Annotated in this window: 10 protein-coding genes; 8 read left to right on the top strand and 2 right to left on the bottom strand. The window is 49.8% G+C overall.

What is annotated here, in order from left to right; all coding sequences use genetic code 11:
• Positions 1-130 precede the first annotated feature (130 nt).
• Positions 131-610, top strand: coding sequence for a YchJ family protein (locus G494_RS0120855; protein ID WP_028586067.1), 480 nt, complete (start codon positions 131-133; stop codon positions 608-610).
• A gap of 149 nt (positions 611-759) precedes the next feature.
• Here G494_RS0120855 and acs read toward each other — a convergent pair whose 3' ends face one another.
• Together acs and G494_RS0120845 are read right to left on the bottom strand one after the other, a co-directional pair.
• Positions 760-2,802, bottom strand: a complete 2,043-nt coding sequence (acs, locus tag G494_RS0120850; protein WP_028586066.1) for an acetate--CoA ligase — start codon at positions 2,800-2,802, stop codon at positions 760-762.
• Positions 2,803-2,964: 162 nt separating this feature from the next.
• Complete coding sequence (locus G494_RS0120845) at positions 2,965-4,281, bottom strand: metallophosphoesterase (protein WP_028586065.1); 1,317 nt, start codon at positions 4,279-4,281, stop codon at positions 2,965-2,967.
• 1,246 nt (positions 4,282-5,527) lie between these two features.
• Between G494_RS0120845 and cas5 the strand changes: the two genes are divergently transcribed.
• The 7 genes from cas5 to cas2 all read left to right on the top strand — a co-directional run bounded on the left by cas5 (position 5,528) and on the right by cas2 (position 14,083).
• Positions 5,528-6,178 (top strand): CRISPR-associated protein Cas5, encoded by a 651-nt coding sequence (gene cas5, locus G494_RS26515; protein WP_084457187.1) that lies wholly within the window; start codon positions 5,528-5,530, stop codon positions 6,176-6,178.
• Positions 6,168-8,303, top strand: a complete 2,136-nt coding sequence (locus G494_RS0120840; protein ID WP_028586064.1) for a hypothetical protein — start codon at positions 6,168-6,170, stop codon at positions 8,301-8,303. Before cas5 ends, G494_RS0120840 begins: the two co-directional genes overlap by 11 nt.
• Positions 8,300-9,205 carry a type I CRISPR-associated protein Cas7 gene (locus G494_RS0120835; RefSeq protein ID WP_028586063.1) on the top strand — a complete coding sequence of 302 codons (906 nt, stop codon included), beginning with the start codon at positions 8,300-8,302 and terminating at the stop codon, positions 9,203-9,205. Before G494_RS0120840 ends, G494_RS0120835 begins: the two co-directional genes overlap by 4 nt.
• Entirely contained in the window at positions 9,202-11,616 is a 2,415-nt protein-coding gene (locus G494_RS0120830; protein WP_035247949.1) for a CRISPR-associated helicase/endonuclease Cas3, read from the top strand. The genes G494_RS0120835 and G494_RS0120830 overlap by 4 nt, the downstream gene beginning before the upstream one ends.
• Before the next feature lie 518 nt (positions 11,617-12,134).
• On the top strand, positions 12,135-12,764 hold the full coding sequence (gene cas4, locus G494_RS0120820) for a CRISPR-associated protein Cas4 (protein WP_028586061.1): 630 nt from the start codon (positions 12,135-12,137) through the stop codon (positions 12,762-12,764).
• On the top strand, positions 12,761-13,789 hold the full coding sequence (cas1c, locus tag G494_RS0120815) for a type I-C CRISPR-associated endonuclease Cas1c (protein WP_028586060.1): 1,029 nt from the start codon (positions 12,761-12,763) through the stop codon (positions 13,787-13,789). The genes cas4 and cas1c overlap by 4 nt, the downstream gene beginning before the upstream one ends.
• Before the next feature lie 3 nt (positions 13,790-13,792).
• On the top strand, positions 13,793-14,083 hold the full coding sequence (gene cas2 / locus G494_RS0120810; RefSeq protein WP_028586059.1) for a CRISPR-associated endonuclease Cas2: 291 nt from the start codon (positions 13,793-13,795) through the stop codon (positions 14,081-14,083).
• Positions 14,084-14,294: the final 211 nt, after the last annotated feature.

Below are 14,294 nucleotides of genomic sequence, written 5' to 3'. Positions count from 1 at the left end.
CATGCATCCGGTGGAGTCAGGACCTTCCAGGCCCTTCTCCTGTTTTCCTCCTGAGAGTGGACGCGCATCGCTGTGATGTGATCCGTGTGGCCCTTGAGGTCCTTGGACAATCTCTACCCAGGAGCTGATTATGAGTGATCTTGGCCCGTGTCCCTGTAACCTTGCCGTTGCCTATGAGGATTGCTGCAAACCGATCCACAGCGGTCAACGACAAGCCGATACTGCAGAGGCGCTGATGCGTTCCCGTTACAGCGCCTATGTTGCCGCCGATATAGACTATCTGCTCAAGACCTGGCACCCGAGCACCAGGCCTGCAGCCATTGATCCCAAGACGATTCCCCGCTGGTGCGGCCTGGAGGTGATCAGGACCGAGCAGGGGGGCAGGGATGATCAGCAGGGGGTGGTGGAGTTCCGGGCCCAGGCCATGTCACACGACAAGGCCCTGGTGCTCCATGAACTCAGTCGTTTTGTCTGCGAAGACGGTCGCTGGCTCTACCTGGATGGTGAACTGCAGGGCGATGGAGGAGGGCTCAAGGCCTCAAAGGTGGGGCGCAACAGCCCCTGTCCCTGCGGGAGCGGCAAGAAATTTAAAAAATGCTGCGGTCCCTGATGGCGGTAAAGAGGCTGGGGGAGTTCTAGCGGGGGAGATGGGACTTGCCCTGAGCAGGGCGGTCATCCCCGGCGCAGCCAGGAGGCTGTAAGAAGGGGGCAGGAGCCGAGCATCTTCGCCCGGCCCCTGGATATCCTCGATCTTGCCGGCTATTTGCTGCCCTTGAGATGCTGTTCCTTGATCTCGGCGACAATGTCCGGGTTCATCAGGGTGGTTACATCGCCCACATCCTGTTCATTGGAGATGGAGGCCAGCACCCTGCGCATGATCTTGCCGGAGCGGGTCTTGGGCATATCGGCAACGATCCAGACACTCTTCGGCTTGGCGATCTTGCCGATCTCCTTACAGACCGTATCCGAGACCTTCTGGGCAATCTCCGGGCTCGGGGTGATGCCCGGCTTCAGGGAGATGTAGAGATCCGGCACATGCCCCTTGATGGCGTCTTTTACCGGCACCACCGCCGCCTCGGCGACCTCGGCAGTGGCCAGGGAGGCGGACTCGATCTCCTTGGTTCCCAGACGGTGGCCCGAGACGTTGATCACATCGTCGATCCTGCCCAGGACCCGGTAATAGCCGTCTTCCGCCTGGAAGGCTGCATCGCCGGTCAGGTAGGGCCAGTCCCGCCAGTCCGTACTCTCCGGATCCTTGTTGTACCTGCCAAAGTAGGTCTCCACAAAGCGATCCCGGTCGCCCCAGATGGTCTGGAAGCAGCCCGGCCAGGGGTTCTGGATACAGATGTTGCCTGCCTTGCCTGCCCCTGCCCCTAAGATCTCGCCCTGATCATCATAGATAATCGGGTGAATACCCGGCGCACCCGGACCGCAGCTGCCCGGCTTCATCGGGTTCATGCCCGGGATGGTGGTGCAGAGGAAACCGCCGGTCTCGGTCTGCCAGTAGGTGTCCACGATCACGGCCTTGCCCTTGCCCACCTCCTGCTGGTACCACTTCCAGACCGCCGGCTCGATGGGTTCGCCCACCGTGGTCATGTGCTTGAAGGAGAAGTCATACTTGGCCGGCTCCTCGGGCCCCAGCTTGCGCAGGGCGCGGATGGCCGTGGGTGAGGTGTGAAAGATGTTGACCCCCAGATCCTGGGCGATCCGCCAGCAGCGGCCGGCATCGGGATAGGTGGGCACCCCCTCGTAGATCACGGTGGAGGCCCCCAGGGAGAGCGGGCCGTAGACGATGTAGGAGTGGCCGGTGATCCAGCCGATATCGGCGGCACACCAGTAGACATCCTCGGGGTGGATATCCTGGATAAACTTGGAGGTGGCCGTGGCATAGGCCAGGTAGCCGCCGGTGCCGTGCTGACAGCCCTTGGGCTTGCCCGTGGTACCGCTGGTATACATCAGGAAGAGGGGCTCTTCCGCCTTCATCCGCTCCGGCTCCACCCGTTGGCCGTAATACTCCTTGAGCAGGGTGTTCACCGAATAGTCCCGTCCCCCGATCATCTCGGCGCTGCTGGAGTATTTGCCCGGGTAGCGTTCCCAGAGCAGTACCTTGTCCACCTTCTGGCCCATCCCCTGGGCAAATTCACAGGCCAGGTCGGCGTTGACCTTGTGGTCCAGCAGCTTGCCGGCCCGGTAATAGGCGTCCATGGAGATCAGTACCCGGCTCTGGGAGTCCTCGATCCGGTCGGCACAGGCCTTGCCGCTGAAGCCGGCAAAGACCACCGAATGAATCACCCCCAGGCGGGCACAGGCCAGCATGGTGATGGGCAGCTCGGCGCACATGGGCATGTGGATGGTGACCCGGTCGCCCCGCTTGAGCCCGGCAAAGTCCTGGAGCAGGGCCGCAAACTCATTCACCCGGACCCAGAGCTCCTGGTAGGTGACGTGCTGGGTGCGCTCCTCCAGCAGCTCCGGCACAAAGTGGATGGCGGTCTTGTTGCGGTTCTTTTCCAGGTGGCGGTCGATGCAGTTGTAGCTTGCATTGAGCTCGCCGCCCACAAACCATCTCCAGCAGGGCGCATCGCTGGTATCCAGGGTCTTTTCCCAGTACTTGTACCAGGAGAGCAGGTCGGCATACTCTTTGAAACACTCCGGAAAGTTGTCGAGCTTGAAGCGCTCGTGGACGGAGGTATCGGTCAGGTTGGCCTGGGCAATAAAGTCGACCGATGGGTAGTAGAGCTCTTCTTCCTGCCAATGGACTGCGATTTCACTCTCAGTGGTGTGCACAACATCTTTCTTTGACATATTGTTCTCCTTGGGGGAAGGTTTTCTGTCGCTGTTGTTGAAATGCATCCAGGTCGTTTCTTTATGATACGGCCTGGGCCAGCTGAAAATCAAATTATTTCTGGTATCTTGTTAACTCCTCGCCATAATCGGGCGCTGAAAAAAACAGGGCCGGGATCATCGCTACAGTTCTGTTTTTATTTCCCTGATTTTATTGTTGATATCACTGCGGTAATGCGGGTTTTCGGTAAGCGCCAGGGCCCTGTCGTACGCCATCAGTGCCCTTGGATACTGCTTCTGCAGCTGTTTGAGCTGACCGTAGTGATAGACCGTTGCAAAACTGTTGCGGTCCCGTTCCATGGACTGGGAGAGGTAGCGGTCGGCAAGTTCCAGCTGCCGGACCGAGAGGGCATACTCTCCCAGGCGAAAGAGGGTCTGGTCTCTGTTACCGAAGATCTCCTCCAGTCGGCCGGCCATGGCCGCAGCTTGCTGTTCCTGAGCAGCCACGGCATGGCTGAGCGCCGCGATGATGTAGGGCTGCGGATGGCCGGGCACGGTCTCCATCGCAATTTCTGCCATGGCCAGTGCGCCTTCCGGGTACCCTCTCTCCAGCAGATCCGTGGCCAGCAGGGTTTCATTGGTCACAGGCAGGAGCCGATAATCAATATCGTCTCCCCTGACGATCACCTGAAAGAAGTGATTGAACCCTCCTTCTGCCAGGGTTCCCGAGAGGGGGGCACCCGAGCCGCCTGCGGTTATCTGGCCGAGGCCGTCAATCACCGAGTAGTTGTAGACATGGACATGGCCGACAAAGACCATCTCAACCTGGTGCTGCTTGAGCAGCTGCGCGAGTTGGTCACGCTCCTCCGGGTGGGCATTGAGGCAATTATCGAGGTGCTTGATCTTCGGGTAGAGGGGGCGGTGGAGGAGGATGAAGATATGTTTGCCGGCCGCGCCTTCAAGATCATTCTTTAACCAGGCCAGCTGAGCGCCGCTGATCTGCGCCTGCTCGCCCTCAAGCTCACTGCTCAGGACGATGAAATGGCAGTTTCCCCGGTCGATGGAGTAGTAGAGTCTGCCGGACGCCTTATCGCGGTAGCGTCTGCTGAATTCAGCCCTGGCAAAGGGGGTGTAGCCGGAATGGTTGCCCATGGTGATATAGAGCGGGATGTCGTGATCACGGATGGGCTTGGTGGCTCGCTCGAAGTCATCGAACTCCCGGCTCGCTCGTTCCGGGCTGGTGGCGTCATAGCCGACCACCAGGTCGCCGGTGTTCAAGATGAGCTCCGGCTTGAGCGAAACCGCTGTCCGGACGATCTTGTGATAGATATAGGGCTGTTCCGGATGGAAGGGGTCAGCCGGCCGGTTGTCGCCCATCACCACAAAGCTGAGCGCAGGGTTGTCTTGGGGGGCGCTGGCAGTGGTGAGCGAGGAGGGGGCGCAGGCAGAGAGCAGCACTGAGATCAGTACGGTGCAGGCCAGCATAAGGCGTCGGTTCATAGGGTTCCCTTTGTGGAGGTTGTGGGGGAGCGTGATCTGTGCAATGCATACAACCAGTGGAAAGTTTCTGGTCCGTTTTCTGGCTCTATCCGAATGTTCCAAAATGGCTTACGAGCTAACCGCCCTGTACCGGAGGATCGGGAGGTAAAGTCGTCTGTTGAAGCTGCCAGTTCAAAAATTTCAAAACTCTTGAATCATTTATATCGTAATACCTTGAACCTCACCTTCAGGTTCACAATGAGGGCTGTCCCTTCCAGATAGCTCTTCACTGTGAAGATCCTTGCCGATGATCTCCTGGCTGCCTGGAACAGGATTCACTATCGATGTATCAACCTATTTTTTACCGTCATGCCCGCGTAGGCGGGCATCCAGGTCTTTGCAGTAATGGTTCATCTCAATTTTCCCCCAGGGGGGCATGTCTTCGCTGGGTCGTATCTGTCAGCTGCTGCCTGATTTTTCAGGCCGCTTTGAAGGGTTGCTATTTCTTCCAATCTCGGCGTTGCGCTCAAGGTTTGATTCTCGGAATACCAGACAGCTGCCTTGGGTGCTCGATCCGGGCTCAGGGAGTTGGGAGATTCGGATAGACCCACATACTTACCACAGCTCGGACATGGAAATTTTGTCCCCCGATCAGCCTGCACGGTTAGGCGCAATTCATGAGGCTGCTTTTCGGTGTCCAGGGCTTGTCCAATAATCTTCCAGGGATCCTGTAGGCCATGGCCCAATTGAATGATTTCGTTACCGTTCACGGCTGTCCTCCTCGATGTTTGGTGTGGATTTGATCTTTTTAATCAAATTCACACCAAACGTCGAGGAGGCTTGTTTTTACACAAAGGCAATGCTGCCAGGGGCTTCGTCCCTGTTCCCTCCGTTTCAGGAGTTTTTTAAGATATTGTCAATATAATTAATTGATTGCGGCTAGCGTATTGGCTTGCTGTTTTCGTCGGCGGTGGTAGATGTTGAATGTGCGCTTGTTCAGGTAAGTCTGCTTTTGGTTAACATAACTATGTGTGGTGAGCAGGATTGAGATAAAGCAGGTATCGGGGAAGCCCTCGAATAGGCCTATTCTTTCCGGGCGCTCTTGGATTTGGAAACAGGTTGATAAAAGTTTGAAAAGTGAGCGGAGACTTGAGGGTTATCCGCTATATGATAAACCCTGCATGATAAGGTGGCGAAAACTAAATTTGGGGTCCAGCTTATTTAATTTAGGAAGATAGTTTAGGGAAAAAATATGTAGGGAGGTGTGATGCGTAACTATGAGATAACCATGGAAATTGCCGGCCCATTTGCAATGTGGTCTCGCCCAGATACCGGTGCCACTCCAACCAGTTACCCTGTTCCAACTTGGTCGGCTGCAAAGGGTATTTTTGAATCAGTTGCTTTTTTTAGCGATGGTAAGGCCTGGATCAGGCCCGTAAAAGTTCAAATATGCAGGCCAAAATGGCAGAAGGGAGGAGAGTTATTTTTTCAACACTATACCAATAATTATCGTGGCCCTCTACGAAAGAGTGGAAAGGATAATTTTCAATTTACAACCTTAATTTTGGTTGATGTCTGTTATCGATTGTATGGTCATGTTGAAAATGGCAGTGGAAGGCATTTGCGACATGGTGATAACCCCCCACATGCATTACAGGCAATATTTCAACGACGTTTACAGAAGGGACAGTGCCATAAGACTCCCACGTTAGGATGGAACGAGTTTGTTCCTAGCTATTGGGGGCCATTTCGTGAGAATGGATTATTTCAAACTGAGAGAGATTTGGATGTCAATGTTAACGTTATTTCAATGCTATCCCAAGTGTTCAGTAGGGCTGTTTGTGGTAGCTACTCTCCGAGATTTACACAAGGAGAAGGGGCGCTGATTAAAGAGGGGGAACTGCGTTATGCTCAATGAGCTCTATTCAATGTACCAAGGTTTAGAGGCAATTGGTGAGGTCCCACCAACCAGACACAACGATATTCAATCACCTGGCATGGGTACGACCTTTCGTGTGATTCTTAATAGTGACGGGCGAGCTAAAACAATAGAATTGCTGAATAGGGAAAAAATCAAGGATACATGGTCGATTGGTAACGGAAATAAAAATTATTTTCCCGCTGTAAAATTAAGTTATCCTCTTTTTCCGGATGCCCATGCCCCCTATCAAAGGTGGAAAAAAGATCGTAATCGATTTGATGCAAAAGCATATCGGCAGGTGATTGCGGAATTAACAGCGCAATATAGTGTAGACCATTCAGGCCAGAAGGCATGGCCTGGCTATAGGCCAAAAATTGCAGAAAGGCAAAAACAATTAGCTGACTTGCAGGGGGGGGCGGCACATTGTGTCTATGAGTTGTTTTCCCGTTATCTTCATTCTGAAACAGGTCTAAGTATTTTAGATGACGTGGCTAATCTGCTAATTTCATATGCAAACTCTAGCGTTGGAAAAGAAGGGTTAAAGAAGGTCTGTGATGGGCTTTTTGCTGATGGGATATATTCTAATGGAAGGGTGAAGGATAATGTCAAGGTTACCTTATTGCTAGATTTTATGCCAAGAAATGATTTGAACATCGGAGCAACCTCACGGGATTGGGTGCCATATATTTCTGATGCACTTTCTGCCCATGAAAAGTCAAGTAAGAAGGCTGTTGGTAATTGTTCAATTACTGGCCAGCTGTCTCAACTGGTGAAGAATAAATTTCCCAGCGAAAAGTTAAACGTGGTTGGCAGTACCATTTTATTTGCTAAAAATTCAGGAACCAGCGGGCCTACTGTCCAACGATATGGAAAATCTGGGACTGAAGCATTTTTGGCTAGTGAGGAATTGTGTCAAGAGTTGGCTGCAACTATCTCGAAGTTAACCAATGATGAGTTGCAATGGAAAACTTGGGTAAAAATCTCCACAGCTAGTGGTAGCTCGCCAAGCTTGTTGTTGGCATACTGTATGGATGACATAAGTGTTAATTTAACAGTAGCTTTTTCCGGACACATGGATGTAGTTGATGATATTCAAGACTATGAGAAAGCAACAGCAAGGCTTCTCAAATTGATCAAAGGGAAAAGCTTATCAAGTGATGCTGTGGTGACAATCGCTGAGGTTTCTGTAGTTGATAAGGCAAATCGTAAAATTAATTATGCAAAATTAACCACTGTCAAAAAATTGGAAAAGGCTGCGCATGATTGGACTAACGGGCTAAACAATAGACCGCATTTCTATTTTATGGTTTTGATCGATGGGAAGAGAACAGGTGTTAGCCACTGGTCAATTGCTCCTCAACGAGTTGTGGACATTTCTCGTCTAAAATTTATTCGCGATGGTTCAGAGTCCACACATGTGCCGGGACTCAGCTTTGCTGAGTGCATGGTGTTGTTCTTATCGTCATCGAAAAAAGAGGAGATTTTCGCTAGACGTTGCATAGTCAGAATAATTCGTCAATATCAAAAGATATTTCAGCATGTTGTTTTAGCAAAGCATCATTCGAGATTAGGGAAAAATGCCATAGTTAAGGCGAATTATAAACGGAACACACAGGCGCTGGAAGGGCTTTGTCTGCTTTCAGTGCTGCTCTACAAAGCTGGGCGATTGAAGGAGGTTTTTATGAAAGAGGGGGCCTTCCAGTTGGGGCAACTCTGTGCTGCTATGGATGAATTACATATTGGTTACTGTCAAAGCGTGAGAGGAGGGCAGGTTCCTAACACTTTACTTGGTAGCCAAACTTATGGGGTTGCCCTGCATGACCCCATAAAAGCCATGGGACTATTGGCAACACGTTTGAAACCATATGAATCATGGGCGATAAAGCAGCTGAAAACTAGGAAACCGGGGGGGGGCGATGACAAAGCTATTCAATCCGGCATATTCGCATATCTTTGGCTGAAAAGACAGGCTGCTGAGTTCAACGCTCAACTGGAAAATCTGCAAAAAATACCGACAGATTATTATAAAGCCGAATTAATGCTTGGTTACCTTGCCGGTCGTCCGTTTGAAGGTAAAAAAGCAGATCCAACAAAGACAGATCCACAGGGAGATAAAGGATGAAATCAGCACTTAACCGTTATGTAGGTCTGGTTGTTTTGGATGTTACGATGTCAAACCCGAATGGTGATCCCGATATGGAATCTGAACCTCGCTTCCGTGAGTTTGATGGGCTGGGGATGATTTCACCTGTATCTTTTAAACGTAAATTTAGAGATTTGGTACATGATGAGTCTGAAGTTTTTTCAGCGGCAAGAGAACAACTCAAGTTAGGAATCGAGAGTGGTAACCAGTTTGCGATCCTTGAACAGAGGGGGCGAAACAGGGATGCTATAATGGAAATGAATCGGGATGAATTTAAACAAACCTACTGGGATGCCCGTTTGTTCGGAAATACTTTTTTAGAATCACTTAAAAATAGCGAGTTGACGAAAGAGCAAAAGGAAAGGAAAAAGGATGGAGGTTATGAACACTTTATCAATACCGGTGCGATGCAAATTGGTGTTGGTCTATCAGTTGCCCCAATAGATGTGGTCCGTATGACTAATACCAATAAAGCCGGGGTCGAGGGGGATAAAGATCGCGGTATGGCACCGCTTGCATTTCGGGTTGTGCAACATGGTATTTATTGTATTCCCGTCTATTTTAACCCTAGTATTGCAAAGAAAACCGGTGTTACATATGAAGATATTAATTTGTTTAAATTTATTTTACCCTATGTGTACCAACATACGGCCTCTGCTATCAGGCCGCAGGTTTCTATATTACATGCCTGGTGGGGAGAACATAAAAATTCTCTAGGTTCATGCCCGGAACATCTTTTCATGAGGGCTCTGACCCCGACAGTGAAAAAAGGGGTAAATACGCCATCGACGATTGACGACTATGTCATCCCTGAAAAAAAAGATCTGGGAGAATTGTTAAGGCGCTTTAAGCAGGTTGAAGATGTGGTTGATTGCATATGAATTATGCTGCCCATTCACCGCCCCAGGAGTTTCCAGATTTAGATCCCCACAGTTATGCTGCCCATGTTCAGGAAATGTTGGATTATGGTCGAGCTCAACTTGATTATATCCTTGGTTTTCTTGCAGTATCCGAAAAGGAAAAAAGGAATCTGCGGGAGACTTACATAGCAGCCATAATGCTCCACGACATGGGTAAACTTGATGAAAGTAATCAACCCGTGCTGAAAGGTAGGAATGGGCGTTTGATGGTCGACCATATCGATGCAGGGACAGCCATTGCCCAAGCAATGGGCAATGAACTGCTTGCCTGGCTGATCCGGGGACATCATGCCCCCGGGCTGCCTAGCCGCAGTACGGAAAAATATTTTATTAAATATCTTAACAAAGAGGTGAATCTGGAGGGGTTTAAGCTGCCCTTATTTTCTTTGAGAGGGTTGCGGAAACAAAGAGCTGAGGAGCATTTAATACGTACGGGCAGTGAATTAGATTGTCATAAAAGACATTATCGTTGCATTGCTCATACTGACTCCCATCTTTCTGACTATATTCAGCGACAAGTTCAGAACTGTGGTAAGTGGCCACACCTCAAGCAAAAACTGCCTGCCAGCAGCATCACAACCCGCTTGCTGCTTTCATGCCTGGTGGATGCAGATCATGGTAGTGCTGCAGCTTACGGTAATAACCAAAAAACTCCAGTTTTTTGCCCTGGTGACAACCGATGGCAGCAGAGACTTGATGGTCTGAAAAACTACATTGAGAAAAAGGCAGCTTCAGGTTTGCCGGAAGAACGTAAACGAAACGCATTACGGCAGGCCTTCTTTCAGCATTGTTGCTACAAGGAAATTACCGGAGCCGAGTTGACTTTCTGCTCAGCTCCTGTTGGTTTGGGAAAAACCACTTCGGTGACGGCCTACTTGCTACGGCAAGCAGTAAAAAATAATGCCAGCAGGCTAATCGTGGTTGCTCCCTTCACTAATATTATTAACCAGACTGTTAATACCTTACGAAGTGCTCTTCTGCTTGACGGTGAGAACCCTGAACAAGTTGTTGCCGCGCATCACCATAAAATTGATTTCTCAGATGAGCCAATGCGGCAATACAATACACTTTGGCGAGCACCGGTTGTTGTGACTACCGCTGTACAGTTTTTTGAAACCCTTGCTGCTGCGGATCCCACTCGGCTTCGTAAATTAAATGCAATAGCTGGTGCGGTTATTTTTATAGACGAATCACATGCCTGTGTGCCGCCAGAGTTTTTCCGCATCACCTGGAAATGGTTGTGTGAGTTAGTTGAAAAGTGGGGGTGTAGTATTGTCCTCTCATCAGGATCGATGATTGAATTCTGGAGCGATGACTATTTGGTAGGAAAAGACCAACTTACTAAATTGCCAGATCTATTGAGTGATGATTTGCGCGATAAATGTCAGGAAGCTGAGACGTCCAGAATTACTTTTAAACAGTTGTCTCCGGCTCTTACAAAAAACGCGTTGGTTGAGGAATTACAAAGTGTATCTCATTGGCAAGGCTTTGATGGTGATGTTTTTCCATCATGCCTGGTAATACTCAACACAGTTCAGACCGCAGCAGTTGTGGCGCATGCTCTTGCCCAGGAGTTTAATGAGCTAGAAGAATCACTTGTAAATAGGGTTGTGCTTCATCTTTCCACAGCACTTGCTCCTAAAGACCGGGATGTGATTCTCGCTGAAATTGACCGGCGGCAGGGAGTGACCGAATGGAGTAATCGTCGCTGGTTTCTGATTGCTACAAGCTGTGTTGAAGCGGGTATTGACCTTGATTTTTCAATGGCTTTCAGGGAGCGATGTTCCGTTACCAGCTTGTTGCAGGTAGCTGGAAGGGTTAATCGTCATGGGCGCCGTTTACGTGGAGTCGTCTACGATTTTACATTGTTACCTGAAGATGGAATAACCTTGAATCCAGGTTTTAAGGAGAGTGCTGTAATACTTCAAGAGCTTTGGCAGGAACTTGTGGCACCGAACACACTATTGACTACCGTCGCAACAAAATCTGTTAAAAAGCAATTTTCAGCCCTAAGAAAAAATTATAATAATTCATTAGAATTATACGAAAAGGAGTTGAGTCGTAATTTTCAGGATGTCCAGGATGGCTATCGTATAATAAAAAATGATACCAGGACGGTGATAATCGATGAGCAAATTGCGATTGCTTTGGAGTCGGGAGTCCCTGTAAAATGGCAGGATATCCAAAATAATTCGGTACAACTTAGAATGCGAAAAGTGGCTAATTTACAGCTTGTACCAATTAAAAATTGTGAACAGGATCATATTTATTCTTGGGTTAGCAGGTATGAATACGACTCTGTTTTTCTTGGGATAATGGGAGGAATGATTAAATTGGATCAATTCTTTCAACAAGACTATGGAGTGGTTTGAGTTTTATGGTTCTTTGTCATAGTTGCAGAACAGGCGGTGCTGCTTCCTGCCTAATTTTCAGTCTCCAATCTGGAGGGGTTGGAGCCAGAAATAATTGATGGCTTTTAGAGTACTGACTTTGTGAACAAAGAGCACACTTCAACCATGAAACCTGATCATGGCAACATAATCCTCTACCAGACCGAGGATGGCCAGGCAGTCGTGAATGTCTGCCTGGCTGATGAGACGATCTAGTTAACTTTGAAGCAGATTGCAGGGCTGTTCGGTAGGGATAAATCTGTCATTTCCTGACATCTACGAAATATTTTCCAGACCGGGGAATGGGATAGAGAGGCAACTGTTGCAAAAATAGCAACAGCTCAAAGAAGGGGAGGCAGTGAAGCCTTGCCGATACCCTGGAGAAGCAAAAGCTGGTGAGGGGTGGAGGCGAGCAAGATCTTGGGAATTATCAATCCGGGAAATATTACAGGTCCGTATACTCGTTCATTTGCTCATAGAGGGATAGAGGCGAACCAACAATGTACAGTGAAGACGACCTGCTCATGATCTCAGCCTTGCAACACCTGCTGTTCTGTCCACGGCAGTGCGCACTGATTCATCTTGAGCAGCAATGGACGGAAAACCGCTTGACCGCCGAAGGGCGTATACTTCATGAGCGGGTCCATACCGCGGGCAAAGAGTCCCGGCGGCGGCTTAAAACCGAATTTGATGTACCTATCCGTTCGCTGCAGTTGGGTTTAATCGGGCGAACCGATGTTGTGGAATTTCATCTCCAGGATGATGGCAACTGGGTGCCCTTTCCGGTTGAATATAAACGAGGCCGTCCCAAAAAAGATGATTCCGACCGGGTCCAGCTCTGTGCACAGGCCATGTGCCTGGAAGAGATGTTGGATAGAGATGTTCCTGTCGGAGCTCTTTTCTATGGGCAGAAAAAGCGACGGGTTGAAGTGGTCTTTGACCAGGCACTTCGGCAGACAACTATTGAGACCGCTGCGCGCCTGCATGCCTTGTTTGCCGCCAAGATCACCCCGCCACCACAGTACAGTCGCGCCTGTGAGAGTTGTTCCTTTCTTGAAACCTGTCTGCCACACACTGCAGGAACAAGGGACAAGGTTTCGAAATATATGAACAAGGTTGTCTCCTCATGAAAAAACATTTGAACACTCTTTTTGTGACCACCCAGGGGGCATATCTTGCCAAGGATGGTGAAACCATAGCCGTGAGAATCGAGCGTGAAGTGAAGTTGCGGCTTCCTGTGCATACCTTGGAGTCCATTGTCTGTTTCGGCAATGTGGGGTGTAGTCCTTTTCTCATGGGGTTTTGCGGGGAGCGTAACGTCACCCTTTCTTTCCTCACTGAGAATGGTCGTTTTTTGGCCAGGGTAGTGGGGCCGGTATCCGGCAATGTTTTGTTGCGTCGTGAACAGTACCGACGGGCAGATGAGCCTGATTTCTCTGCTCAGTTGAGTAAGGCCTTTGTGTTCGGTAAGGTTGCTAACTGTCGTACGGTGTTACGGAGGGTGGTCCGGGATCACGGTGATAAGGTTGATTGCTCGGCCATTGAGGCAGCGGTTAGTCGACTGACCACCTCTTTACACCGCTTGCAGGATGAGCTTGACCTGGAGATGGTTCGTGGGGTGGAAGGTGATGCGGCCCATGTCTATTTTGAAGTTTTTGATCATTTAGTTATCCGGAATAAGAACGATTTTTTCTTTCATGAACGCAACCGCAGGCCGCCGTTGGACAGAATGAACTGTCTGCTTTCTTTTCTCTATACCCTTGTGATGCATGATGTCCGTTCGGCCTTGGAGTGTACCGGTCTTGACCCTGCAGTGGGGTTTCTGCATCGGGATCGGCCAGGGCGTGCCGGTTTGGCCCTGGATTTGATGGAAGAGTTTCGACCCTTGGCCGATCGTCTGGCCTTGTCTCTGGTGAATCTGGGACAACTGCAGGGAAAGGATTTTGTGGTGAGTGAGACCGGTAGCGTCAGGATGAAGGATGAGGCCAGGAAAACTTTGCTGGTCAGCTACCAGAAACGCAAGCAGGATACCCTGCAACACCCATTCCTGGAAAAGAAGATGCCCGTCGGCCTGCTCTTTCACACCCAGGCCTTGCTGTTAGCCCGGTTTTTACGGGGGGATGTCGATGGCTATCCTCCACTGATCTGGAGGTAGTGCGTGTTTGTTTTGGTGAGCTACGATGTCAAAACCAGTGATCCTGGTGGCGCTAAACGGTTGCGGCGGGTGGCGAAAGTGTGCAAGAATTATGGCCAACGCGTTCAGTATTCAGTTTTTGAATGTATCGTCGATCCTGCTCAGTGGGCAATGATGCGCCAGAAACTTATCAATGAGATCGATGAGGATGCTGATAGTCTCCGCTTTTATTTTCTTGGTTCCAACTGGCAGCATCGACTGGAACATATTGGTGCAAAGGAGGGGATCGATCAGGAAGGGCCTCTTATTTTTTGAAATAGCTTCGCGCGAACCATTGACGGACAAAATATGTCGGCAGGTTCGCAAGTATAAAGGAGACGGAGGTTACCCTTAGATTATGATGTCTTAACAGAAACGTGAGCCTTTACATTTTCTGAGGTTCGCAGAATCGTAAATATAAACTCAGTTCAGACAGTAGCTTATGAGCTGACAGTCGCCCCTTCACGGGGGCGTGGATTGAAACGCT

It is taken from the genome of Desulfogranum mediterraneum DSM 13871 (genome assembly GCF_000429965.1).
Classification (GTDB): domain Bacteria; phylum Desulfobacterota; class Desulfobulbia; order Desulfobulbales; family Desulfobulbaceae; genus Desulfogranum; species Desulfogranum mediterraneum.
The sequence above is the reverse complement of the archived record's forward strand: the minus strand, read 5'-3'. Positions and strand labels throughout refer to the sequence as shown.